Raw genomic sequence first — 24544 nt, 5'->3', positions numbered from 1 at the left:
GAGTTGTCAACAATATGGATAAGCTTATCACCTTCGCGGTGCCCTGCTACAACTCCGCCGCCTACATGGACCACTGCGTGGAGACCCTGCTGGAGGGCGGCGATGATATTGAGATCATCCTGGTGGACGACGGGTCCACCAAGGACGACACCCCCGCCATCTGCGACCGCTGGGCGGAGAGGTACCCGGACATCATCCGGGCGGTCCACCAGCCCAACGGCGGCCACGGCGAGGGCGTCAACCAGGGCCTGCGCAGGGCCCGGGGCCTCTACTACAAGGTGGTGGACTCGGACGACTGGCTGAATGCGGACGCACTGCACAAGGTCATGGGCAAGCTCCGGGAATTTGCCAAGATGCCCGAGAGCGTGGACCTGGTCATCGCAAATTACGTCTATGAGCACGTGGAGGACAATACCCAGAAGGTCATGCGGTACACCAACGTCTTCCCGGAGAACAAGATTTTTACCTGGAACGATATCGGCCGGTTCCGCGCCTCCCAGTATCTGCTGATGCACTCGGTTATCTACCGCACCGAGATGCTCCGCGCCTGCGGCCTGGAGCTGCCAAAGCACACCTTCTATGTGGACAATATTTTCGTCTACCAGCCTCTCCCCGCGGTCAAGACCATGTACTACATGGATGTGGACCTCTACCGCTACTTCATCGGACGGGCGGACCAGAGCGTCAACGAGAAGGTGATGGTGGGCCGGGTGGACCAGCAGGTCCGGGTGACCCGCCTGATGATTGAGGCCCACAATCTCCGCCAGGTCCGGGCCGCCAATCCCAAGCTGGGCCGGTATATGCGCAATTACCTGGCCATGATGATGACCATCTCCTCCATCTTTCTTATCATTGACGGCTCTCCCGAGGCACTGGGCAAGAAGACCGAGCTCTGGGAGTATCTGCGGGCGGTGGACGCCGGGCTCTACCATAAGCTCAAATACCGGGCGGTCTCCTTTGTGGGCAATATCCCCGGCTACCAGGGCCGGAAGCTCTCGGTCTCCCTCTACCGCATGGCCCGTAAGATCTATAAATTCAACTGAACCGAAGAAAAAGGCGCCGGTCTCTCAGAGACCGGCGCCTTTTATGGTTTCAGTGGTTGAGGAGATACGCTGCAATGGCCTTCCGCGCGTCTGCGGCGTCGGGATATTCCCCCGCGCAGTCCCCCAAAATGTAGCGGGCGGCATCCAGATACTCGTGCTCCGGGCGGTCCAGAGGCTCGGCCAGGATGGTGTTGGCCTGCTGCCGGCTGATGGTGCGCCAGTGAAGGTCCGAGAGGTACACACAGCCCAAAAGCGCCGACAAGTGCTCCAGATAGTCCATCCAAGCCCCCCTTTTTTCTCCATTTTTGCGAACAGAGCCGATATTGGTATAATACCATAGCGGAAAAAGCAAATCAATAGATATAGCTTCAATTTTAGCCGTAAGTATCTGTATAAAAAGGGGAAAGACCGATAGACTAAGACTGGGTGAAATGGATGAACGTGGACTATCCTGTAATCGGCAGACGAATCAAGGCGCGAAGGAAGGCGCAGCTAAAGACCCAGGAGAAGCTGGCGGAGGCCCTTCAGGTGTCGGTGGGCTATATCAGCCAGATTGAGCGTGGGGTGACCAAGGTCAATCTGGATACGCTGGCGGAGATCGCCATGGAGCTGGGCTGCGACCTGTCGGAGCTGGTGGCGGAGGTCACCGGTCCCCAGGAGCGCTATCTGGACCGGGAGCTGGCCGAGCGGTGCGGCAGGATGAGTCCCCGCCAGCGCCAGATACTGCTGGAGCTTGCGGATACCATATTAAAGTATTGAAAAAGCCCGGAGGCGGCCGCCTCCGGGCTTTGCTGCGCCCGGACAACAGGGGTTCACTCAGGCGCCGCGGGGGCAATTTACGAAGGTGATGCCCATGTTTACAATTCACCGCCTCACCCACAGGGCGGTTTCCCAGGGGGCATTTCGTTCCCGTCCCCTGCCGGACGGCGGCTCAGCGCCCCGCCCGCTTGAGCAGATCCTGCTTGATGTCCCAGAGCTTCTGGGACAGGTCCACGTAGTAGTTGTGGGGGTTTTCAAACCGCTTGACCTCGTCCCACTGCAAGTCAATCTGGGCGGCGCAGTAGGAGCGCATCTCAGTGATGGAGGGGGACTGATAGACCTTCTCACCCCGCCGGAAGATGGGTACCAGCAGCTCCACGGCGGTGAAGTCGGTGACGATTTTCCGCTTCCAGGTGGCCTCCGGGTCGAAGAGCTCCAGGGGCTGGGACTCGTCCACCACCTCGTCGTATACGGTGATGAGGTCGGCGATGGCCTTGCCGCTCTCGTTTTCAAAGATGCGGTAGACCTTCTTGAAGTGGGGGTTGGTGATCTTGGCGGCATTCTCTGAGATCTTAATCTTGGGAATGACGCTGCCGTCCCTGTCCTCCACGGCGGCCAGCTTGTACACCCCGCCGAAGACCGGCTCCGACTTGGAGGTGATGAGCCGCTCGCCCACACCGAAGGAGTCTATTTTGGCCCCCTGGAGCAGCAGATCCCGGATGATATACTCGTCCAGGGAGTTGGAGGCCACGATTTTACACTCGGTCAGCCCCGCCGCGTCCAGCATCTTCCTGGCCTTGCGGGAGAGGTAGGTGAGGTCGCCGCTGTCCAGCCGGATGGCGCAGCCGGTAATCCCCCGGGGGAGCAGGACCTCCTTAAAGGCCCTGATGGCGTTGGGCACGCCGGACTTGAGCACATTGTAGGTGTCCACCAGCAGGGTGGCCGCGTGGGGGTACAGCTCGCAGTAGGTCTTAAACGCGTTGTACTCGTCGGGGAACATCTGCACCCAGGAGTGGGCCATGGTGCCCCCGGCGGGGGAGCCGTACATCTGGTCGGCCAGGGTGCAGGCGGTGCCGGTGCACCCGGCGATGTAGGAGGCCCGGGCGCCCAGAATGGCGCCGTCGGACCCCTGGGCCCGGCGGGAGCCGAACTCGCTCACCGGACGTCCGTCCGCCGCGCGCACGATGCGGTTGGACTTGGTGGCGATGAGGGACTGGTGGTTCAGGGTGAGCAGGAGGAAGGTCTCGATGAACTGGGCCTCGATGGCGGGAGCCCGGACGGTGAGGATAGGCTCGCCGGGGAAGATGGGCGTCCCCTCGGGCACGGCCCAGATATCGCCCGTAAAGCGGAAGCCCTTCAGATAGGTGAGAAAATCCTCCGCAAAGCAGCCCTTGCCCCGGAGATAGTCGATGTCCTCGTCGTCAAAGCGGAGGTGCTCCACGTAGTCGATGACCTGCTCCAGCCCGGCCGCGATGGCGAAGCCGCCGCCGTCGGGCACGATGCGGAAAAACACGTCGAAATAACAGATTTGGTCGGCCATGCCGGTCTGGAAATAGCCGTTAGCCATGGTTAGCTCGTAGAAATCGCACAGCAGCGTGTAATTCATCGGGTTTTTCTTCATAAAACCAGCCCCTTTGAGACGTTTTATCCATTATAGGCAGTTCAGCTCAGAAAAGCAAGATAAAAAGGCTACAGCACCTTTTCAAAACAGGGGAAGCCCAGCGGGCGGCCCACCCGGTCGAAGTGCACCATACCCACCTGCTCAAAGCCCCGGCTTTCTATCAGGGAGCGCATCCGGTCGTTCTGGCCGTAGGTGTCCAGCCGCAGGCTGGTGCAGCCCTCCCTGCGGGCCTTGTCCTCATAGTAGGCGAAGAGGGCTCTGCCCACGCCCCGCCGCTGGGCCTTGGGGTCCACGGCCAGCCGGTGGAGCATCAGTGCGGGGCCCGCGTCCCTCCAGGGCAGGGGGGCGTACTCCGGGGACTCCCGGCCATTGAGGCACACGCAGCCCAGGATGGTCCCGTCGTCGTCCACGGCCAGGTAGAGCTCGCCCCGGGCCCGGTCCTCCTCAAAGTCGATGCGGAGAGGATAATCCTCCCCCCACTGGGGGTTCCCAAGGGCGTTCATATGGGCCACAGCCCGCGAGACCAGAGCCCAGACGGCGTCCATATCCTCCTCCGCCGCAAGCCGAATCGTCATGTTGGTCCACTTCCTAAACGTAGATTTTGAGAGAAAAGGCGGCGCGCCCCGGCATTACCGCCGGATTGCAAAAAAGAGCTCGATTTCCGGGGACTTGCCCAGGCTCTTCTCCGTGTGGTATTCATATTCCAGGTTGACCGCCTGAAAACCGCTCCCGGGCAGCCACTTCGTGTAGAACCAGCGCTTGGCCCCGCCGATTGCCGGCCCCCAGAGAAAGCCCAGCTTTGGGGCCACGGCAATCCGCCCGTACTGCCCCTCCGGCAGCAAAAGCGGCTCAAGCTTCGCGTTTTCTGTGACGCTGCCGATGAAAAGCTCGAAATACCGCGTCTTTTCCTCGAAGTTCCGTGAGAGGATGAAGAACGGGAGCGCCGTGTCCGCCCCGGTGCCCGTTATCTGGTGGTATCGGGCGGTCAGGCGGGGGATGTCCCTGGCGACGGATTTGTCGTTGGACCTTGCCCACAGGCCGTGGAGCCGGAGGGCCTGGCGGCAGTCGAGCCGCACCTCAAATTTCGCCATCTCATGGCCTCCTATATTTTCACCCGCAGGCTACGCTATTTTTACAAGTATAACCGAAAGGGGCGGAAAAGAAAAGGGAGAGTTTCCCGTGCCGGAACCTTCCCCATCCGGGGGGAGGCGTCAGGGTAGAACCCTGAGGGACGAGGGTGGGGCGTCCCCAGTCCGGAAGGCAAGAAGGCGGGCTGCGAAACACCGGTTTCGCAGCCCGCTCTTTATGCTATATCAGCCGCAGCGTCTGGCCCGCGCCGAGGGAGCGGGCCTTTTCCACGATGCGGTTGCCGATGGCGATATCCAGCGCGCCCATGCCCATGTGGGTAAAGACGATGCGCTCGTCGGGGCTCTCGCGCCCCGGCAGCTTGCCGCAGACAATCTCGCCCAGTGTGCCGTATACGTCGCCGGCACTGAGCTTCCCGGCGAAGTCGGGGTTGTCCAGGATTTCGTCCCCGTCGGACCGGCGGTGGCCCAGCACCCACTTGTCCGCCTGGGCGGAGAGGGCGCTGTCGAGATCGTAGAAGGAGTACACGCCCCCCACGAAGGCCCCCTGGGGCACCCACTCAGCCCGGATGACCGGCGTGTGGGAGGTGGTGGCGGTGATCAGGATTTCCGACTGCTCCGCCAGGGCCTTGGGGGTGGGGGCATAGTCCAGGCGGGCGCGCAGGCCGTCCTGGGCCTGGGCGCGGAAGGCCTCGAATTTCTCCCGGGTGCGGGTGTGGACCAGTATCCGGCTGAGGTCGAAGAGCCGGTCGAAGGAGCGGATGGCGGAGCGCCCCTGGGCGCCGCAGCCCAGCACGCCCATGGTCCTGGCGCCGGGGTTGGCCAGATACTTTGCGGCCGCCACCGTGTGGCCCCCGGCGGTGCGCTGGTTGGTGATGGTGGTGGCGTCCATCACGGCGAAGGGCTGTCCGGTCTCGGTGCTGCTGAGGACCAGCACATGCCCCCAGCAGACGGGGAGGCCCTGGGGCTGGTTGGGGCAGAAATTCGTCCATTTGACCCCGGCCACCCCTGCGTCCCCCAGGAGGCCCGGCATGGCGAAGAGGGCGCCGCCGTCCCCTGCGGGCATCAGCTCCTTGACGGGGGAGATCACCTGGCCCATGCCGTCGGCGCGGAAGACGGACTCCACGGCGGCGAATACGTCCTCGGGGGTGATGAGTGCGTCCACATCCTGCTTGCTCAGAAAGAGAAGATTGGTGGGGGGATAGTCCATGACGGGGCCTCCTTAAAACCGATTGATGGATGTTATGCAGCCGGGATCGGATTCTTACGAGATGGCCGCGACGATCTCATCCATGGAACGGCCTTGGCCGAAGCCCAGGTTTTCAAGGGTGCGGCCCTCGGAAAGATAGTCCCGCTGGTTGACGGCGCCGGCCAGGGTCATGATGGATTCCAGCGTGGGCATGGCTACACCCACCCTGCGGGCGCAGGAGAGGGCCAGGGAGGCGCAGGCGTAGCAGTCCTCGGCCACGTAGCGGTGCGTCAGGCTGTCGGGGCCGGCCAGGGTGCGGAACACGTCGTACTCCGGGTGGTTCCGCCAGTCCCGCAGCTCCTCGAAGAACTCGGTGGCGCTGTCCCGCTCCATGAGGCCGAAGGCGGCAAGCAGCCGGATGCGCTCCTGCCGGACAGCCTCCACACAGTGGATGGCGGCGTCGCTCAAACCGTGCTGGAAGAGGACGAAGTCCTCCCCCATGGCCTCAATGGTGGCGGCGGAGAGGAGGGAGGTGCCGATGTGGAGCACGTAGTTGTCCGAGAGGAGGGCCCCTTCAAAGACGTTTTTGTTGGGGACGAACTCCAGCACGCCCTCGCAGAAGGCGATGAACTCCTCGGTGCGGCTGCCGGGGAGGGCGGCCACCTTCTTGGTGCGGATGGGCAGGCCCACGGTGGCTTCGGCCTTGGCGGAGAGGCGGCAGGGGCAGAGGTTGCCCTCCAGCTCGGCGATAATGTTGGCTGCGGGGTCAATGCCCGCCTCGTCGAAAACCCTGCGGAAGACGAAGGAGCCCAGGTTGCCCGGGGAGAGGAGAATGTGCTGGCCGGGGCGCAGGTGGGGGGCGATGGCCCTGGCCGCCTCCTCGTGGCGGGTGGCGGGGACGCATACGAGAATCAGCTCCGCGTCCTTCAGGGCGCGTGCGTGGTCGGTGGTGGCCAGGGCGGGGGTAAAGAAGCCCACCACGCCGGAGCGGCCCCGGAGCAGGATGCCGCCCTGTTCGTTCACGTCGTCCATCTCGCGCTGGAAGTTCCCGCTGTCGCACAGGGCCACCCGGAAGCCCTTGCTGGTGAGAAACGCGGCGGCGGTGTGGCCTGTGCCGCCGCCGCCGATAACGGTGATGCTGCGGATCATAGAAACTACCTCCTCAATGATGTTGCGGGGCTGAGCTAAATCGGTAATGAAACAATAACACTCATTTTGCCCCAGTGCAATCGGTTGGGATACCGCTCTTTTCGTTACCCGATTATCGCCAATTCCTATTGGACGGTCCAGCCGGATTTCTATATAGTAGTGGTAGCGAAAGGAGTGGTTCCCCCTATGGATAGAGCGGTAATCGTGGGCTTCGGCTGCGCGGGCTACCACGCGGCCAGCGCCCTGCGGCGCAACGGCTGGGACGGCGAAATACATATTTTCAGCGAATCGGGGGCGGCCCCGGCCAACCCCATGCTGACCACCTATTATGTCAGCGGCAAGCTCCCCTACGACGGGATGTTCCCCTTCGGCCCCCCAGAGGAGATCGCCGCCCGTCTGGACCTGACGCTCCACATGGATGTGGCGGTGGAGCGGGTGGACTATGAAGCCCAAAAAGTGGTCTGCTCCGACGGCAGCCAGTGGACGTGGTCCAAACTCCTGCTGGCCACCGGGGCCCGCGCCCTGGTGCCCCCCCTCCCCGGCGCGGACGACGGCGAGGTCTACTGTATGCGCACCGTGCAGGACGCGGAGCGGCTCCAGGCCCGGCTGGAACGCGGCGGCGTCCGCGCCGCCGTGGTGGTGGGCGCCTCCATGGTGGGCATCAAGGTGGTGGAGCTGCTGCGCAGGCGGGATGTGGCCGTCACCATGGCGGACATGGCCCCGGGCATCTTCCCCGTGGCCGCCCTGCCCGAGATAGGCCGTGTCATTGAGGACCGGGTCCGGGCCAAAGGGGTGGAGCTGCGCTTTGGGAGCGGCATCAGCGCCATCACCCGCGGCGGAGAGACATTGACCGCCAGCTTCAGCGACGGCGCGGAGATCCCCTGCGATCTGGTGGTGCTGTGCATCGGCACCCGGGCCAACACCGCCCTGGCCGGGGAGACCGTCAAGGTCGGCCGCGGCGTCGTGGTGGACGAGCATATGCGCACCAATGTGGAGGGTGTCTACGCGGCGGGAGACTGCTGCGAGGGACTCAACCGCCAGAGCGGACAGACCCAGATCATCGGCCTGTGGGCCAACGCGGCCAGCCAGGGTGAGGTGGCTGGGACCAATATGGCGGGGGGCAGCGCCGTCCATACCGGCGAGATTCTCCACAATATCACCCACTTTTTCGATATGGACTTTATCGCCTTCGGGGACAACCGGGCCCAGGGTTCGGTGCTGGAGTACCGCAGCGCCGACGGCCGCACCGTCCTCCGGGCGGTCCTCCGGGACGGGAAAATAGCCTGCCTGAACCTGCTGGACAACTACAAGGTCAGCGGCGTGATGAAGGACTACGTGATTCGCCGCCTGGACGGCAGCGGCACGGCCCTCTATCCCAGGGGGGCGGCACGGCTGCGGGCGGAGGGCATCCCGGGCGAGATCATCAGCGCACTGGAGAAGACCAGCGCGGCTATCAATGGACAGGAGTGAGGACATATGGCACTGGTAATTGACCTGGATATGGATAAGTGTTCCGCCTGCGGCGCCTGCGCCGTGGCCTGCATGGACCAAAACGACATCGACACCGAGCAGCTGGAGGCGCCCTTCCGGGTGGTCAGCATCCTGGAGCGGGGCAGGGAGCCCCACTGCTTCACCTTCCTCTCGGTAGGCTGCAACCACTGCACCGACGCGCCCTGCGTGGACGCCTGCCCCTGCGGGTGCATCTACAAGGATGCCGAGACCGGCCTCACCCTGTACGACAACACCAACTGCATCGGCTGCCACTCCTGCGCCATGGCGTGCCCCTTCGGCGCCCCCTCCTTCCGCGCCGACGGTAAAATGCAGAAGTGCGACGGCTGCTACGCCCGTATCAAGATGGGTATGCAGCCCGCCTGCGTCCACAACTGCCCCACCGAGGCCCTGCGCCTGGTGGACGAGCAGGAGCTGAAGGAGAGCCGCATCCAGGGGTCCCTGAAGAAGATTGCGGATCGGCTGGTATGATGGAATAAGAGATAGCCGCCCCGGACGTGCAGACGCCCGGGGCTCGATTTCATGGGAGAAAGTTGTCACATCCGTCATGAGAAGTGTCATTTTTGAGGCGCATGTCCCTAGAAATGACGGATTTTCACTTAACTGCGTCATCTGCGGACGACGCTGCTCTGCGAGGCTTGCTCTGCGGAGGGATTTTTGACAGCCAGAGGCCCCGCGGAGTCCGAAATGGACTCCGCGGGGCCTCTGCGCGCCGTTAGATTTTCTTCATACCGCAGCGGTTGGACTTGTAGCCGGGGAAGCCGCTGTAGGGGTCCAGGTGACACGCGCCGACGAGATTGTTGGCGTTGCATTCCCGGTACCCGTGGTAGAGGTGGATATCCCCGGCGCGGACCCTGCCGGTGGGGCAGACTGCCACCCGGATGGCGCCCACACTGTTGTAGAGCTCCACCATATCCCCCTCCCGGAGGTCCAGGCGGGCGGCGTCCTCCAGGCTGATGTCGGCCATGGGGGTCTTGCGCATGGAGCGCAGCCAGGGCACGTCGTGAAGGCGGGAGTGGAGGGTGTTAGGCAGCCGCGCGCCGGTGTTGAGGACGAAGGGGTAAGCGTCCGCGTCGGGCTCGTCGGCCAGGGTGTCGGAGTAGGTGGGGACGGGGCTGAGACCGTGGCTGTCCTGAAACTCGGCCACGGTGGTGGAGTAAAACTCAAACTTGCCTGTGGGGGTCTTGATGCCGTTTGCCAGGAACTCGCCGGGCACGGTGTCCCGGGCAGTGGGCACATGGACGGGCATATCGCTGGCCTGAAGCTCCTCCACGGTGACGCCGGTGTCCCGGATCATGTACCGGATGGCGGCCTCGTAGCCCTCCCGCAGGAGGGGATCGTCAAGCTCCATCAGCTCCGCCAGATCCCGGAGGATGTCGGTGTCGCTCCGGCTCTCATAGAGGGGCGGTATGACCGGCTTGGTGTAGGCGGCAAAGCCGCCGGGATAGGCCTTGAACTCGCCCCGCTCGAAGGAGGAGCAGGCGGGCAGCACGATGTCGGCGTACTTGGCGGTGTCGGTGAGGAAGAGATCGGTATCCACGAAGAAATCCACCTTCCTGAGGGCCTCGTAGAAGGCGGGGGTATCGGGGAACATCTTGGCGTTGAGGCCCATACAGAAGAGGGCCTTGATGGGGTAGGGGGTGCCCTCATTGATCTGCCGGGCCAGGTCCATGGCCTGGAACTCGGGCACCAGCTTGGACCAGAGGGGGAAGCGCTGGGCGCCGATTTTGGTCATGGGGTCGCCGGGCAGCCGCTCCAGGTAGTACTCGTGCTCATAGGTGTGGTAGCCCGCGCACTGGTCATAGTAGGTGGCGGTGACGGGGAGATTGCCGCCGGCCCGGTCGAAATTGCCGGTGAGGGCGTTGAGGCAGAGGATGGCCCGGTAGTTCTGGAAGCCGTTGGTGTGGTGGGTCACCGGGGAGGGGGACTCGTGGATGGAGGCGGGGCCGCCGGTGGCGTATAGCTCGGTGGCCCGCTCAATATCACGGGGGTCCAGGCCGGTGATGCCGGCCACCTTCTTGAGATCGTACTTCTTTACCTCGGCGGCGTATTGCTCGAAGCCGTAGGTGTACTTCTCGACGAATTCCTTGTCCTGCCAGCCGTTGTCGATGATAATCTTCGCCATGCCGAGGGCCAGCGCGCCGTCGGTGCCCGGCTTGAGCTGGAGGTGGATATCGGCCAGCTTGTCGGTGGCGGGGGTCTTTCGGGGGTCCACGATGATGAACTTCTTGCCCATGTCCTTCAGGGCGAGCAGGGCGGGGCCCGCCACGTGCATGGAGTAAAAGGCGTTGAGGGCCCAGCCCAGAATCACGTTGGAATTGCCGAAATCCGGGTCGGTGATGGTGCCGGCGGTGGACATCCAGGCCATCTCGGTGGACTTCCAGCAGGAGGAGCATTCGGAGCCGTAGTTGATGGAGCCAAAGGAGTAGGCGAAGCGGTGGAGATACTGGCGGTACCACTTGGTGAAGCCGGAGAAGAAGGCCACGCTGTCCGCGCCGTACCGGGCCTTGGCGTCCAGCAGCCTGTCGGCGATTTCACGGTAGGCCTCGTCCCAGGAGATGGGCTCGAACTTGCCCTCCCCCCGCTCGCCGACGCGGCGCAGGGGGGTGTGGATGCGGTCCTTGCGATAGATGTACTGGCGGTTGGCCGAGCCCTTGGGGCAGAGCTTGCCCTCGTTGAAGGGGTGGCCGTCGGTGCCCTCCACCTTGATGATCTGAGCGTCCTTCACGTAGGCGTCCACACCGCAGTGGGTACCGGGACAGCAGATGTCGCAGAGGGTGTGCTTCACCTCAATGCCCGTCTCAGGGCAGGGAATTTTTGCCTTCAGAAGCTGTTCACGGGTCAATTCCAAATCGATACACCTCGAATCAGTGGTTGGTAAAGAGCTCGCCCAGATAGGGCAGCTTCACGCCCACCTGGGCGTGGCGCAGGGCACCCCAGAGGGTGGCCTGGTTGCTGGTGAGGACCGGGCGGCCGAAGTCCTCCTCGGCAATTTTGATGAGATCCAGCACGTTCAGGCCGGTGCAGCTGATGAAAAGACAGTCTGCCCCGGTCTTGTCCAGCTTTTTCAGGTGCTCGTACACCAGCTGGGGCTTGATGAGGGCGATGTCGTCCTCGGGGTAGTTCATGCCCTCGATCCGGGTGACGTGGATTCCGTGGTGCTCCAGAAACTGGCGCTCCACCTCATTGGTGTCGTCCGGGTAGGGGGTGATGACGGCGGCGCTGGAGACGCCCAGGGCCTTGAAGGCCTCCACCAGGACGGTGCTGGTGGTGAGGCCGGGGGAGCCGGATGCCTCGGTGATGAGGTCCACCAGCTTCCGGTCAAAGCCGGGGCCGCCGATGAGGCTGCCTGAGGTGCAGCCGAACATGACGCAGTCCTGGGGGCTGCCCCTGAAAATCTGGCAGGTATTCTCCAGGTGGGAGACCATGTCCATCAGCCCCTCGGGGGATGGGGTGCCGGAGAAGGGGATGCGGGTGGTGTTGATGCCCACGCCGTCGGGGATGAAGCGGTGGAAGTCCCGCTCCATGTTGGGACCCGTGCCGGGGGAGATGAGGCCGATTTGGGCGCGCCAGGTGTACATATGAGACACTTCCTTTATCAATGAAAATGAAAGAAAAACGAGTCGGTGGGATGGGCTGGATTCAATTTACGAGCCTCACGCAGAACCGGCTCCCCCATGGGGAGCCATTTAAGGGGTAAAAGCGGGGGATACGCCCGTGCCGCGGGGCGCTCCCGAAGGATACGCCCCGCGGCGGTGGGGTTTGTCTTACAGCTTCACGTACTTGGAGATCTCCGCCATGTCCTCCACGTTCTCCAGCTTGTTGAGGATGAAGTCGCACAGGGCGTCCTGCTTATCCTCACTCATCACGTCGCCGGTGGCCAGCTTGAACACGTCGATGCACTCCTGACGGGTGTAATCGTTCTGGGGGTGGCCCTTGGGGAACTGGCGCGTCTGGGAGTATACCGCGCCGTCCTTCATGGTGATGGTCATGCCGTACTCGGGGTAGGACCCCTTCTGGAAGGTGTCGAAATTGTGGCTGATGAGGGACTCCTCGCCCACGCCGTGGACCTTGGCGGCCATCTCCAGAATGACGGGGTCCTTGAGGTACTTTGCGTCCAGCCAGTCGTAGCCCACCTTGGGTCCCTTGAGGTACATGGCCATGCAGAAGGGGATGGAGAACTGGGCCCGGACCAGGGAGGCGTAGCCGTCCCTGGGGCTGTCCTCGCTGCGCTCGGGGATGTAGGGGGAGACCTCGATGCGCTCGATGTCGTCGGCGTGGATGCCGTGCTTCTTCACCATGGCGTCGATGAGGTCCATGGGGGTCTGAATCCACATGTTGACGGGCCAGTTCTTGAGCATCAGCTCCATAATCATGTAGCGGCTGCCCAGGTCCTTGTCGTACCAGTCCCAGTCGCACTGGTCGGAGACGCCGAAGTAGTACCCGCCGTCCTCCTCCAGCGCGCCCATGAGGGTGGAGATGCCCGCCTCGGTGATGAGGGCGTTCTCCACGCCCAGCTGGGCGGTGAGGCCGTGGGTGAAGTGGTAGAAGTCGCTGAAGCTGGAGTGGATGAGGTTGATGGCCACGGGGGTCATGTGGGCGGCGGTGCCCAGGAGCTGGTTCATCTTGTCCCCCTGGATGCCGATGAGCTTGCCGGCGATGGAGGTGGGTGCGAAAATCTGCCAGCAGTGGAGGCCCCAGCCCTGCTCAAAGCGCTCGGGAGAGGGCTGTACCGCCATGGCCACCCGCTGGTACACGTCGTACCCGCCCACCAGGGCGGTGAGGTAGTCCTTGCCGGTCTTGTGGTAGGCCTCGGCCACGGCCAGGCCCGTGGGTACCGCGCCGGCGGAGGGGTGGCCGGTCCAGGCGCAGTCCTCCCAGTCCAGAAGGTCGGCCAGGGTGCCGCTGGCCAGGACCGCGTTCCCCAGGCCCACCTTGGTGCCGTCGCCCAGAATGGTGGCCTGGGCGGAGCCGCCGCCGCCCAGGGCCTTGGCGATCTTCACGATGTCCTGCCCGGACTTGGAACGCATGGCGGAGATGGCCGCGCCCACGGTGTGGAGGGTGACCAGCTTGGCCCGCTCGATCACCTCCGCCGGGATATCCTCATACTTGAGGGCGGAGAGGTAGTCGGCGAGAATCTGAGTATATGGTTTCATATGGCAAAACTCCTTACCTATAGGATTTTTGTATGTTTCATGCTATACTGTTTGGCGAGAACGCGGAAAAGCGGTCGAAAGGGGAGACCTGTATGCGCATCGAGTATCTGGAATACCTGCTGGAGGTGGCCCGGAGCAAGTCTATATCGGCGGCGGCCAAGCGGCTCTACCTGAGCCAGACCAGCCTGAGCGCCATCGTCAACTCACTGGAGAAGGAACTGAACATCAAGATTTTCCAGCGCACCCACAAGGGCATCGTGCTCACCGCCGAGGGCGAGCAGGCCCTGGAGCTGGCGGCGGACATCGTGGAGAAGAACGAGCAGCTCCAGCACCTCTTCTCCACCAGCCGGACGGTGCGGCGCATTATCAACCTGGTGGTGTACCCCTCGGTCTCCAACTGCCTCTCGGTCTACCTGACGCGGGAGCTGGGGGACGAGTACCCGGAGATCGCCCTGCACATCCACGAGCAGCCCTACAACCGCATCGCCTCCAGTGTGACGGAGGGGGTCTCCAAGACCGCCATCGGCGCGGAGACCACCGGCTCCTTTGACCCGGAGTACGAGATGAAAAACAGCGGGTTCAGCATTGAGCCGCTCTATGTGGACCGGTTCTACGCGGTGGTGTCCGCCGAGTCCCCCTTCGCCGCCCGGGACTGCGTGGACGTGGACGAGCTGCTGGGGGAGCGGCTGGCCATCACCCACTGCTATCCGTCCTTCCAGGATCAGACGGTGGGGCAGGTCCTGCGCCGCTTTCCCCGCTTCACGGTGTTCAGCAATGTGGAGGCGTCCAAGCGGGCGGTGGCGGAGAACGACATGATCTCCATCATGCCGGGGCTCGCGCTGCTGGGGGACCTGTACGAGAATACGGGGCTCATCCGCCGCATCCGGGTCATGGGGTTCGACACCCGGCTGACCAACTACCTGCTCTACGACGACCGCAACGGCATGAGCGCAATGGAGCATATCCTGCTGGGAAAAATCCGGGACTTCTACCGTGAGCTGCAGGAGCAGCTCGGCTCAGATGATGTAGGAGGCGACGATGAAGGTGGGAATGGCGGCAATCAGGAAGATGACGCAGTAGACTAGGCCGTATTTATAGATATCCTTGACCTCAATCCACTTGTTGCTGTAGAGGAAGGGCGCCATGCCGGAGGAGCCGGGGAAGATAAAGCCCAGGTTGGCAATGAGCAGAATGGCCATGCCGATGATGGCGGGGGAGAAGTAGTACTTGCTCACGAAGGGCAGGACCACGGTGACGACGATGATGCTGGTGGCCATGTTGCTGCCGATATTGGTGAGAATCATCATGGCGATCATGACGGTGATGATGAACATGATGGGACCCATGCTGCCGAAGATGGGGGAGAGCAGGTTGTTGATAAGCTCGGTGACGCCGGTGCCGTCGCTGGTGAGGGCGCGGGCCACGGGGATGACGGAGGCGCACATCATCAGAATGTTCCAGTTGGCGCCGGTCTTGGCGATCTCGGCGAAGTCCAGCACGGGCTTGCCCTCGTGGCGGATGACCACGGCCACCACCAGCACAATGGTGAACCAGCCGGTCTGGGTGACGGTGTTCAGCAGGACGGTGAGGAAGAAGTCTGCGGGGAGCACCGTGGTCAGAATCACGTAGGCCACGATGAGGCCGAAGCAGACCAGATAGAACTTATGGCGGAAGTTGAGCCTGCCGATGCCCTCGCTTTTGAGGGCTTCCACATCGATGTTGTTGAGCTTGCTGAAATCGCACTTGAAGATAAATTTCATGGCCAGCACGCTGAGGAAAATCATGAGGGTGGCCACGATGAAGCCGATGATGAAGTAGGTGACGTAGTTGATGCCCACGCCGGTCATGTTCTGATAGGTCAGGCAGAAGGCGGGCAGCCAGTTCAGGAAGGCCAGCAGGCCCTCGAACAATATGGCCGAGAGGAAGCAGCCGATGATCATCATGGTGCTGTACCGCTCGCCCTTCTTATAGCCCACGATCTCGGCGATGGAGTAGAAGATGGACCAGGACATCAGCACCACCACGATGGAGCCGACCAGCAGGGAGCAGATGCCCATGCCCCACATGAACACGAAGGTAAAGAGGAAGGGCCGCTTGTTGAGGAATTTCCGGGTGATGATCCAGCGGGCGATGATCTCGCCCATGCCGCTTGTGGCCATGCCCTCGGAGAGAATGAGCATCATGAGCATCATCCACACCAGCTCGCTGCCGAAGCCGGAGGAGACGGCCTCTGCCACCGTGCAGTACTCGGTCATGCCCAGGGCGATGACCGCCAGCATGCTGGGCCATACGATGGAGACGGTACACAGCAGGAAAATCAGACCCACAAAGATGCCGAGGATCTGCATACCGAGGTGGCTCAGGGGGGCGATGGGGGGCAGGTAGCCGAAGCCGAACATCAGGAAAATTCCGATAGCGCTTTTGATGTAATACGCGGTGTCCTTTGGCTGTTTTTTCGCCAGGGTGGTCATTGGCACACATCCCTTTCTTCTCCAATTAACGGTTGCGCGGTTGATGCAGTGTGTCAGAGAAGGCCTCTCTCTTTGTACAAACCGATTGTATAATGAATGGGGCGCTACCGTCCAATAGTTGATTGCGTTAATTGGGTAACGGGAATTTGGGTAGCGGCAAGCGGATTTTATGCAGACGCGGCGTCGCCGGCGCCGCGCAGAGGAGGAGACCTGTATGAAAACCGACCGTATGCTCGGCATCATCGCCGTGCTCCAGCAGAACAAGCGGGTGACCGCGCCCTATCTGGCCGAGCGGTTCGAGGTCTCCCGCCGGACCATCAACCGGGATATTGAAGATATCTGCCGGGCGGGCATCCCCATCGTCACCACACAGGGAAAGGGCGGCGGGATTGCGCTCATGGAGGGCTTCCGGCTGGACGCCTCCGTCTTTACCGTGGACGAGCTGCGGAATATCCTGACCGGCCTGCGGACGCTGGAGAGCGTGACGCCCCGCTCTCCCGGCCTGGCGGAGAAGCTGGCCGGCGGAAAGCGGGAGCTTCCCCTGGAAGAAGAACTGGCGATTAATCTCTCCTCTTTCTATAAAGCCAGCCTGCCGGAGAAAATCCAGCTGCTGCGGGAGGCAGTGCGGAAAAGGAAGCTCGTCACCTTCCACTATTATTACCCCAAGGGGGAGGAGGAGAAGCGGGTGGAGCCGTACCGCGTAATCTTCCACTGGTCGGACTGGTATCTGTACGGCTACTGCGTCCGGCGGCAGGGCTTTAGGCTCTACAAGCTCCAGCGCTTGTGGGAGCTGGAGCTGCTGGAAGAGGGGTACCGGCCCCGGGAGTTCCCCGAAGAGGCGGGGCGCTTCTGCGCGCGTCTTGCGGACGGCTACCGGATTACGGCAAGCTTTGACCCGCAGATGAAGTACAGGCTGGTGGAGGAGTACGGCCCGGACTGCTACACCGTCCTCCCGGACGGACGGCTGGAGGCGGAGCTGGGATTTACCGGTCCGGAACGCGCGGCGGAGTGGCTGCTGTCCTTCGGCGGCGCGGCCCGGGTGACCGCGCCGGAGGATCTGCGGCGGCGGATAAGACAGGCTGCGGAGGAAATTTTAAAGAATGATAATGAAACATGACATATAGCTGTCGTGTTTCGTCTGGTACCATTCAGTTATTACGGAGCGTTTAACGCATTTCACTCCTATTTGGATGCGCTCCGACTGATTGGAGGAGTTCGACGGCATGAATCGAATGAATGTAGTTTGTCTGGGAGTACGGGATATGGCCCGGTCCATCCGCTTTTACCGCGACGGCCTGGGGTTTCAGACCGACGAGACGAGCGACCACCCGGACGTGATTTTTTTCAGCACACCGGGGACCATTCTGGAGCTTTACCCGCTGCAGCTTCTGGCTGAGGACATCGACCCGCGCAATCCGCCGGCAATCGGAGGCGGGTTCGGCGGAATCACCCTCGCCTACAACGTGCGGACGAAGGAGGAGGTAATTGAGACGGTGGAGCTGGCGAGGCGTGCGGGCGCGGTTATCGTGAAGGAGCCGCAGGACGTCTTCTGGGGCGGGTTCCACGCCTACTTTGCCGATCCGGACGGGTACTATTGGGAGGTCGCGTGGGGCCCGCGCAGCAAGTTTGACGAGCGGGATATGCTGATTGTCTGACCAAAGCAGAAAAGGGACGCGCTGCATTCTTGCAGCGCGTCCCTTTTCTGCTTTGCGCAGCCTGAATTCCCGCACCCTTTCACATGATGTGAATAGGATAGAACAGTCACGGTGAGCGGCGGGCGGGGGCCATCGGCAGGCCCGCGCGCCGCGCCGTCAGGCGCTTCGGTCCCGGGAGCGGGGCCTTACAATTGCGTGAGGCTTTCCCGGCAGTTTGAGTATAGACAGGGCTCCCCGCACGGCTTTCCGCGCAGGGAGGAATGGAGGGTGCATCCATGAAACATGAAATGAATATCTGGGTGGTCGGCGGCGATATGCGTCAGGCGAAGCTGGCGGAACTGCTCTCGGACGACGGACATACGGTACATACCTATGCCCTTGAACGCGGGCCGGAGCTCTATGGGGTGCTCAGCGAGGAGACCCTGGAGGGGGCGGCCCTGGCCGACTGCGTGGTGCTCCCCCTGCCTGTGGAGGGGGAGGGGAGCCTTCTCAACGCCCCCCTCTCCGCCGGGCGGCACCCGCTGGCGGAAATTTTCAACGCCTTCCGGCCCGGACAGGTCCTCTGCGCCGGACGGATCTCCCAGAGCTCCGCCACCCTGGCGGCAGAGCGGGGACTGATGCTCCGGGACTATTTCCAGCGGGAGGAGCTGGCGGTGGCCAACGCGGTACCCACCGCCGAGGGAGCGCTTCAAATCGCCCTGGAGGAACTGCCCGTTACCCTTCACGGCGCTCGGGTGCTGGTCATCGGCTACGGAAGGGTGGGCAAGGTGACCGCCCAGCGTTTCGCGGCTCTGGGCGCCAAGGTGAGCGTCGCCGCCCGGAAGTTCGCGGACCTGGCGTGGGCCGAGGCAATGGGCTACGGCGTGGAGCAGACGGGAGCGCTGGTGGGCTGGCTGTGCGGGTACGACCTGGTAGTCAACACCGTTCCCGCACGGGTCCTGAGCGAAAAGGAACTGAGGGACCTGAAACCCGGGTGTCTGGTGATCGACCTGGCCTCCAAGCCCGGCGGGGTGGACTTTGAGGCGGCGACACGGCTGGGCGTGCGGGCCATCTGGGCCCTGTCCCTGCCCGGAAAGGTGGCGCCGGTGAGCGCGGGACGGGCCATCAAAAACACCATCTACAATATGTTGAGTGAGTTAGGAGTGTGAGCATGGAAGAGCTGAGGGTAGGATTTGCCTTTTGCGGTTCCTTCTGTACATACGACATGGCCATGACGGCCCTGGAGGAGGTCAAGCGGCGCTACAGCGACGTGACCCCCATCATCTCCGAGAAGAGCGCGGCCACGGATACCCGCTTCGGAGCGGCCCACGACTTTATGAAGGAGATGCAGCGCATCTGCGACAAGAGGCCCATTGACTCCATCAAGGCCGCCGAGCCCATCGGGCCCCAAAAGCTGCTGGACGTTATGGTCATCTGCCCCTGCACGGGCAACACCCTGGCAAAGCTGGCCACCGGGATCACCGATTCCTCGGTGACTATGGCGGCCAAGGCCCATCTGCGCAATGGCAGGCCGCTGATCATTGCCGTCTCCACAAACGACGGACTCAGCGGCTCCGCCAAGAATATCGGAACCCTGCTGGACAAGAAAAACGTGTACTTCGTGCCGTTCAGGCAGGATGATCCGGCGAAGAAGCCCACCTCGCTGGTGGCGGACTTCACCAAAATCCCCGAGACTATTGAGGCGGCCCGGAAGGGCGAGCAGATTCAGCCCCTCCTGTTGGGCTGAGCTGTGAAAAAAGGGCCGCGGTTGTCCGCGGCCCTTTGACATGGCGCCGATGCTGAGCGCGGGATATGGGAATACAACCAGGCGCGCAGGCTGAAAACATTACGTTTTCAGCCTGTGCGCCGTGATAATGGTATAGCTGTACGCGTTGACCGTGAGTCTAAAGCCGCCGGTCAGCACGTACCAATTTTTGCCTTCCCGCGTAATCTCACTGCCGGACGCCTTAATCTGCTCAATGCACCAGCTCACGATGTCCCCCACGTCCCAAAGGGAAAGGTTCCTTTGGATACGGTCGACACCCAGCTTGGTCGTATGCAGCTTATCCAAATTGACAAGAAGCTGGTTCTCACCGTGAGTCGTCGTTGCTGCCATGCAGATGCCCCCAATATCTAATCTGCCACATGCCGTGGCCCGCCAACTCAGTCGGCTGTCTCCGGTGGGCGAAATTTGCCCTTTACGTGGATACTGTTCTGAGCCTGTACCCGGAACGCCCCGCTAAAATATCGGTCGGTTACCCATTGTGCTGCCCTGTACGTTCCCTTATGTCTCGCCGATTGTTTTGATGACTTCAATTGTACCTACGATATGCCGGTTAAATGCCTCTAAGTCTTCCGCTGGAATCCAATATTCCTGGTGATAGGCTCTGCCCACAGTCCGCACTTCATATTTCCCAATAAAATGGTCGTCTATCTGAAAGCGGGTGACATAACCTTTAAACCCTGAATTGATGTCCTTGGTATTCCATCTGCCGGCGATTTCGGTTGCATATTGCTCGTTGAGTACAGGGTAAAATATCGGCTGCCCGGGTAGGCGCGGAGGAAAGGCGGTATATCCGCTCTCCTCAATCAAAATGCGCTCCTGCTCACCCACAGGCCTGTATAGTGTCATTTCGCCACCCCTTCACGCCGTTTCTATTAATTTTAGCATATGGAGCCGTCCATTACAATGTTATCGAAAAGCGGCGGAGTTTCGCTCAGCGATACCGATTTATGGAGGGAGGCACCGATTATCTTTGACAAACCACAGCAGACGTGGTATACTGTTTCGGTATAATCGACTTCATATTGGTTTAGACTGAAACGAGGAGTTTATCCTCGTTTTTTATTTTGCCATTGATACTATCTTATTGAAACGAGGAGACCTATGACAGACGTACCATTTTCCGAGCTTGCACTGGACCCCCGGATTGAAAAGTCGGTTGAGGCCATGGGCTTCACCGCCGCCACTCCCATTCAGGCCCAGGTAATCCCCCTCATCCGCAGCGGCGCGGACGTAATCGCCAAATCCCAGACAGGCACGGGCAAGACGGCGGCCTTCGCCATCCCGGCCCTGGAGGCGGTGGACACCCAGGAGGCGAAGGTCACCATTCAGGTGCTGGTCCTCTGTCCCACCCGGGAGCTGGCCCAGCAGGCGGGAGAGGAGATCCGCAAGCTCTCACGCTTCCTGCCCGGCATTCGCCTGGCGGAGGTCTACGGCGGCGCCAACATGGAGCGGCAGTTTATTCAGCTCCGGCGGGCGAACATTGTGGTGGGCACCCCTGGCCGGGTTATGGACCATATGCGCCGGGGAACCGTTAAGCTCCAGCACCTGCGGATGATTGTCCTGGACGAGGCCGACGAGATGCTGAACATGGGCTTTAAAGAGGACATAGAGACCATCCTGCAGGACACCCCGCAGGAGCGGCAGACCGTCCTCTTCTCCGCCACCATGCCTCCGGCCATCCTGGCTCTGGCCAAGACCTTCCAGATGAACCCCCAGACGGTGGAGATCAACGCCAGCCAGGTGACTCTGGAGCAGATCGACCAGAGCTGTGTGGAGGCCCCGGCCAGCAGGAAGATGGAGGCGCTGAATCTGCTGCTGCGGTATCACCGGCCCAACCGGGCGCTGATCTTCTGCAATACCAAGCACATGGTGGACGAGCTGGGGGAGTATCTGAACACCCACGGCTTCAGTGCCGAGAGCATCCACGGCGACATGAAGCAGCCCCAGCGCACCAGGGTGATGAACGAATTCAAGCGGGGACGGGTGGACATCCTCATCGCCACGGATGTGGCGGCCCGGGGCATCGACGTAAACGACCTGGACTATGTCTTCAACTACGATATCCCCCTGAATACCGAGTACTATGTCCACCGCATCGGCCGGACGGGCCGGGCGGGGAAGTCGGGCAGCTCCATCACCCTCTTCTCCGGCAAACGGCAGATGGGCATTCTGCGCAATCTGGCCCGGGCGGTGAAGTCGGAGATCCGGGTGGACCCCCTGCCCACCCAGGAGGCGATCCGCCTGCGGGAGCACCAGCGCAACGTGGAGACCGTCGTCCGGGCCCTGGAGGCCGGGGCGGGGGATGGGTACGAGTTCATGGTGGAGCAGCTGACGGCGCGGGGCTATACGGGCGAGCGCATCGCCGCCGCCGCGCTGAGCCTCCGCTTCCCGGAGTCGGCGCTCCCGGCGGAGGCAGCCGGCAAGGCAAACCGGGAGACCCGCCGGGAGGGCGACCAGCCGTCCCGCGTACCCAAGGCGAAGGCCGGGCCCGCCGCCTATGGGGACGTGGTGGTGGACATCGGATCGGCCAATCGGGTGGAACCCAAGCATCTGGTGGGGGCCATCACGGAGCGCTCCGGCCTCTCCGGCAAAGAAGTGGGGAAAATCGACATCTACCCCGAGTTCTCGGTGGTGGGCATCCCCACCGACCGGGTGGGGGACGTGCTGGACACCATGAAGGGCTGCAAGATCTGCGGCAGGCCCACCCGCACCACCCGCCTGGCGGAGTCGGAGCGGGAGGAGGGCCGTCCGGCCCGCAAGGGCTCCAAGGCGGCCCAGTTCGCCGGCGAGCGCATCGCCAAGCGCAACCAGGCCAGGGCCGGCGGTCCGGTCCGGCGCAAACGGAAAATACCCGATTTTGAGGGGTAAATCTTTATACGCCGCGATGGATGCAAAACCATTCGGCGCATCAAGTTTTTGCGCATGGCCGCTCGGCGGCCATGCGCCTGAATTTCCGCTTCGGCCCGCCCCGGGCCCCATGGCAAGGCATCATGCGGTATATGCACAGCAGCTAAAGGCCGCGGTTCACATGTGAACCGCGGCCTTTAGCTGCATTATATCATTCTGAGCCCGGCATGGTCTGATATTCCCGCTGAATCTCCGCCAGCGCGGTGCGTATCTCCTCCGCTCCGTCCAAATCCAGCAGCCCGGGGAGCCGGGCGCGCAGCGCCCCGGCGTCCACCCGGCCCACGGCGTATTTGGTGCGGGCCACCTGGGCGGGGACCACGCTGAGTTCATTCAGTCCCATGGCGCACCACAGGGGCGCCAGCAGGGGGTCGGCGGCCGCTTCCCCGCACATTCCCACGGGGATTCCGGCGATAGCGGCGTTCCGGGCGACGGTGCGTATGCTTCGCAGCACGGCGGGGCTGCATACGTCGTAGAGGTACTGGACCCTCTCGTTCATCCGGTCGGCGGCCATGGTGTACTGAATGAGATCGTTGGTGCCGATGGAGAAGAAATCGGCCTCCCAGGCCAGCGCGTCGCTGATTTGGACGGCGGCGGGGGTCTCAATCATCACACCCACGGGCATATCCCCCCGGAACGGCGTCCCGGCGGCGCGCAGCTGCGCCCCGGCCTGGGCCAGGAGCGCCTTGGCCTCGCGCAGCTCTTTGAGGGAGGCGATCATGGGGAACATGACCTTTACGTTCCCGGAAAGACCCGCGCGCAGGACGGCCCTGAGCTGGGTGAGGAACAGCTCACGCCTGTCAAGACACAGCCGGATGGCGCGGCAGCCCAGGAAGGGGTTGGCCTCCCGGGGCAGGGCCAGATACTCCGCCTGCTTGTCTCCGCCGATGTCCAGGGTGCGGATTATGACCTCACGTCCCCCCGCCTGGGCGGCGACGGCGGCGTAGTGGCGGTACTGCTCCTCCTCCGTGGGGGGATGGTCCGCCCCCAGGTAGATAAACTCTGTGCGCAGGAGTCCCACGCCGTCGCAGTGCTCCGGCAGGTCCGCGCCGCTGTCGCCCAGATTGACGCAGACGTGAATGCGCTGTCCGTCCAGAGTGGCGGCCTCGCGGATCATGGCCGCGTCGCAGGCGGCCTGAAGCTGCTCCGCGCCGTCCCGGTCCCGGCGGAAGGCGGCCAGAGCGGCCTCGTCGGGGTCCAGGATGACCCGGCCTGTGTCCCCGTAGAGAAGGACGGTCTCGCCATCCACGGCGGCCTCCAGCGCGTCGGGGGCGCCCACCACGGCGGGAATACCCAGGCTCCTGGCCAGGATGACGGTGTGGGAGGTGAGTCCCCCCTGCTCGGTGACGAAGCCCGCCAGGGCTGAGCGGTCCATGCGGAGGGCGGCGTCGGGGGTCAGGTCCCGGGCGAAGACCACCCACTTCTCGCCGGGGACGGCGGGGGCGGAGAGGTCCGACGGTACAGCGCCCTGGATGCGGAGGATGAGCGCGTCGCAGACATTGGTGATATCCCCGGCCCGGGCCGCCAGATAGGGGTCGTCCATTTGTGCGAAGAGCCCGGCGGTCTCCCGGGCCTCACGGAGGAGGGAGAAGTCAACGTTGAGCCCATCGCTCAGCGTCCGCCGGACGACGGGCTCGAAGAACACATCGTCATCCAATATCTCACGGTAGGCGTCCAGAATGTCCGCCGCCGGACTGCCGTCGGCCTCTTTGACGCGGAGGCGGGAGAGGGCGGCGGCATAGTCCGCTCTGGCCCGGCGGAGCTTCTCCGCCTCGGCCTGGCGGTCGTCCACGGTCCGGGGGACGGCGGAAACGGCGCCGTCGGCGCAGCGGCGGACCACGGCCCTGACGCAGCCGGGGGCCGCGCCCCGGCCTTCAATGACTTTCATAGGCGCCTCCTCAATCGGTAAGACTCCGGATAAACTCCGCCACGGCGCTGCCGGCCTCGGCCTCGTCCTCGCCCTCCACCACCAGCTCAATCCGGGCGTGCTGGGAGAGGCCGCAGGCCAGAAGCCTGACGATGCTCTTGGCGTCGATGTCCAGCTCGCCGTGGCGGATGTGGATGCTGCTCTGATACTGCTTGCACAGGCGCACCAGGGCGCTGGCGGGCCTGGCGTGGAGGCCGGTCTCGTTGGGAACGGTAATTTGGGCGGTAAACATGGCGGTCAGTCCTTTCAGAGATATGGGGAAGAAGCATGGAGAACAGGAGGGAGAGCGGCGGGTCCGGCGGCTTGCCGCC

The 24544-nt window shown here is 62.9% G+C and carries 24 protein-coding genes; 10 read left to right on the top strand and 14 right to left on the bottom strand.

Annotation, left to right across the window (positions count from 1 at the left end; translation table 11 throughout):
• The first annotated feature begins 14 nt into the window (after positions 1 to 14).
• Positions 15 to 1043, top strand: coding sequence for a glycosyltransferase family 2 protein (locus H8S62_RS01355; RefSeq protein ID WP_155145028.1), 1029 nt, complete (start codon positions 15 to 17; stop codon positions 1041 to 1043).
• 49 nt (positions 1044 to 1092) lie between these two features.
• On the opposite strand, the gene H8S62_RS01350 is transcribed toward H8S62_RS01355, so the two are convergent.
• Positions 1093 to 1323: a hypothetical protein gene (locus H8S62_RS01350; protein WP_155145030.1), complete on the bottom strand. Its 231-nt coding sequence runs from the start codon at positions 1321 to 1323 to the stop codon at positions 1093 to 1095.
• Positions 1324 to 1478: 155 nt separating this feature from the next.
• Here H8S62_RS01350 and H8S62_RS01345 point away from each other — a divergent pair, with 155 nt between their 5' ends.
• Complete coding sequence (locus H8S62_RS01345; protein ID WP_186918251.1) at positions 1479 to 1802, top strand: helix-turn-helix domain-containing protein; 324 nt, start codon at positions 1479 to 1481, stop codon at positions 1800 to 1802.
• Between the two features lie 172 nt (positions 1803 to 1974).
• On the opposite strand, the gene H8S62_RS01340 is transcribed toward H8S62_RS01345, so the two are convergent.
• The 5 genes from H8S62_RS01340 to H8S62_RS01320 all read right to left on the bottom strand — a co-directional run bounded on the left by H8S62_RS01340 (position 1975) and on the right by H8S62_RS01320 (position 6846).
• Positions 1975 to 3423, bottom strand: a complete 1449-nt coding sequence (locus H8S62_RS01340; protein WP_186918250.1) for a nicotinate phosphoribosyltransferase — start codon at positions 3421 to 3423, stop codon at positions 1975 to 1977.
• A 68-nt stretch (positions 3424 to 3491) separates the two neighbouring features.
• Positions 3492 to 3998, bottom strand: a complete 507-nt coding sequence (locus tag H8S62_RS01335) for a GNAT family N-acetyltransferase (RefSeq protein WP_186918249.1) — start codon at positions 3996 to 3998, stop codon at positions 3492 to 3494.
• A gap of 54 nt (positions 3999 to 4052) precedes the next feature.
• Positions 4053 to 4514 (bottom strand): AraC family transcriptional regulator, encoded by a 462-nt coding sequence (locus tag H8S62_RS01330; protein WP_186918248.1) that lies wholly within the window; start codon positions 4512 to 4514, stop codon positions 4053 to 4055.
• A 217-nt stretch (positions 4515 to 4731) separates the two neighbouring features.
• Positions 4732 to 5718: an ornithine cyclodeaminase family protein gene (locus H8S62_RS01325; RefSeq protein ID WP_186918247.1), complete on the bottom strand. Its 987-nt coding sequence runs from the start codon at positions 5716 to 5718 to the stop codon at positions 4732 to 4734.
• A gap of 54 nt (positions 5719 to 5772) precedes the next feature.
• Entirely contained in the window at positions 5773 to 6846 is a 1074-nt protein-coding gene (locus H8S62_RS01320; RefSeq protein WP_186918246.1) for an NAD/NADP octopine/nopaline dehydrogenase family protein, read from the bottom strand.
• 186 nt (positions 6847 to 7032) lie between these two features.
• Here H8S62_RS01320 and H8S62_RS01315 point away from each other — a divergent pair, with 186 nt between their 5' ends.
• Both H8S62_RS01315 and H8S62_RS01310 read left to right on the top strand, forming a co-directional pair.
• Positions 7033 to 8316, top strand: coding sequence for an NAD(P)/FAD-dependent oxidoreductase (locus H8S62_RS01315; protein ID WP_186918245.1), 1284 nt, complete (start codon positions 7033 to 7035; stop codon positions 8314 to 8316).
• A 6-nt stretch (positions 8317 to 8322) separates the two neighbouring features.
• The gene (locus H8S62_RS01310) at positions 8323 to 8826 is read left to right on the top strand and encodes a 4Fe-4S dicluster domain-containing protein (RefSeq protein WP_155145044.1); all 504 of its coding nucleotides are present in this window, start codon (positions 8323 to 8325) and stop codon (positions 8824 to 8826) included.
• A gap of 244 nt (positions 8827 to 9070) precedes the next feature.
• Here the strand turns inward: H8S62_RS01310 and H8S62_RS01305 are convergent, their stop codons facing one another.
• From H8S62_RS01305 to H8S62_RS01295, 3 genes are all read right to left on the bottom strand, one after another.
• Positions 9071 to 11206 carry a molybdopterin-containing oxidoreductase family protein gene (locus H8S62_RS01305; RefSeq protein WP_341480996.1) on the bottom strand — a complete coding sequence of 712 codons (2136 nt, stop codon included), beginning with the start codon at positions 11204 to 11206 and terminating at the stop codon, positions 9071 to 9073.
• A gap of 16 nt (positions 11207 to 11222) precedes the next feature.
• Positions 11223 to 11936 (bottom strand): maleate cis-trans isomerase family protein, encoded by a 714-nt coding sequence (locus tag H8S62_RS01300; RefSeq protein ID WP_155145046.1) that lies wholly within the window; start codon positions 11934 to 11936, stop codon positions 11223 to 11225.
• 186 nt (positions 11937 to 12122) lie between these two features.
• The gene (locus H8S62_RS01295) at positions 12123 to 13511 is read right to left on the bottom strand and encodes an MmgE/PrpD family protein (protein ID WP_155145048.1); all 1389 of its coding nucleotides are present in this window, start codon (positions 13509 to 13511) and stop codon (positions 12123 to 12125) included.
• 32 nt (positions 13512 to 13543) lie between these two features.
• Between H8S62_RS01295 and H8S62_RS01290 the strand changes: the two genes are divergently transcribed.
• Complete coding sequence (locus H8S62_RS01290) at positions 13544 to 14596, top strand: LysR family transcriptional regulator (RefSeq protein ID WP_155145050.1); 1053 nt, start codon at positions 13544 to 13546, stop codon at positions 14594 to 14596.
• On the opposite strand, the gene H8S62_RS01285 is transcribed toward H8S62_RS01290, so the two are convergent.
• On the bottom strand, positions 14528 to 15982 hold the full coding sequence (locus H8S62_RS01285) for an SLC13 family permease (RefSeq protein ID WP_155145052.1): 1455 nt from the start codon (positions 15980 to 15982) through the stop codon (positions 14528 to 14530). The genes H8S62_RS01290 and H8S62_RS01285 overlap by 69 nt on opposite strands.
• 214 nt (positions 15983 to 16196) lie before the next feature.
• Between H8S62_RS01285 and H8S62_RS01280 the strand changes: the two genes are divergently transcribed.
• The 4 genes from H8S62_RS01280 (at position 16197) to H8S62_RS01265 (ending at position 19363) form a co-directional block, all read left to right on the top strand.
• Positions 16197 to 17099, top strand: a complete 903-nt coding sequence (locus tag H8S62_RS01280) for a helix-turn-helix transcriptional regulator (protein WP_186918244.1) — start codon at positions 16197 to 16199, stop codon at positions 17097 to 17099.
• 106 nt (positions 17100 to 17205) lie between these two features.
• Positions 17206 to 17637, top strand: a complete 432-nt coding sequence (locus H8S62_RS01275) for a VOC family protein (RefSeq protein WP_155145056.1) — start codon at positions 17206 to 17208, stop codon at positions 17635 to 17637.
• A 275-nt stretch (positions 17638 to 17912) separates the two neighbouring features.
• Complete coding sequence (gene dpsA / locus H8S62_RS01270; RefSeq protein ID WP_243255235.1) at positions 17913 to 18785, top strand: dipicolinate synthase subunit DpsA; 873 nt, start codon at positions 17913 to 17915, stop codon at positions 18783 to 18785.
• 2 nt (positions 18786 to 18787) lie between these two features.
• Positions 18788 to 19363, top strand: a complete 576-nt coding sequence (locus H8S62_RS01265; RefSeq protein WP_186918242.1) for a dipicolinate synthase subunit B — start codon at positions 18788 to 18790, stop codon at positions 19361 to 19363.
• 99 nt (positions 19364 to 19462) lie between these two features.
• Here the strand turns inward: H8S62_RS01265 and H8S62_RS01260 are convergent, their stop codons facing one another.
• Both H8S62_RS01260 and H8S62_RS01255 read right to left on the bottom strand, forming a co-directional pair.
• Entirely contained in the window at positions 19463 to 19732 is a 270-nt protein-coding gene (locus H8S62_RS01260; protein ID WP_186918241.1) for a DUF3781 domain-containing protein, read from the bottom strand.
• Between the two features lie 168 nt (positions 19733 to 19900).
• The gene (locus H8S62_RS01255) at positions 19901 to 20209 is read right to left on the bottom strand and encodes a hypothetical protein (protein ID WP_243141669.1); all 309 of its coding nucleotides are present in this window, start codon (positions 20207 to 20209) and stop codon (positions 19901 to 19903) included.
• Between the two features lie 294 nt (positions 20210 to 20503).
• Between H8S62_RS01255 and H8S62_RS01250 the strand changes: the two genes are divergently transcribed.
• On the top strand, positions 20504 to 22270 hold the full coding sequence (locus H8S62_RS01250; protein ID WP_186918240.1) for a DEAD/DEAH box helicase: 1767 nt from the start codon (positions 20504 to 20506) through the stop codon (positions 22268 to 22270).
• A 190-nt stretch (positions 22271 to 22460) separates the two neighbouring features.
• Here the strand turns inward: H8S62_RS01250 and ptsP are convergent, their stop codons facing one another.
• Both ptsP and H8S62_RS01240 read right to left on the bottom strand, forming a co-directional pair.
• Positions 22461 to 24194 (bottom strand): phosphoenolpyruvate--protein phosphotransferase, encoded by a 1734-nt coding sequence (gene ptsP, locus H8S62_RS01245; protein ID WP_186918239.1) that lies wholly within the window; start codon positions 24192 to 24194, stop codon positions 22461 to 22463.
• Positions 24195 to 24204: 10 nt separating this feature from the next.
• A complete protein-coding gene (locus tag H8S62_RS01240) occupies positions 24205 to 24465 on the bottom strand; it encodes an HPr family phosphocarrier protein (protein ID WP_155145104.1) in 261 nt (86 codons plus the stop codon).
• Between the last annotated feature and the right edge of the window lie 79 nt (positions 24466 to 24544).

Source organism: Lawsonibacter faecis (genome assembly GCF_014287675.1).
GTDB classification, from domain to species: Bacteria; Bacillota; Clostridia; order Oscillospirales; family Oscillospiraceae; genus Pseudoflavonifractor; species Pseudoflavonifractor faecis.
Note: the sequence above shows the minus strand (reverse complement) of the source record. Positions and strands in the feature narration are given on the sequence as shown.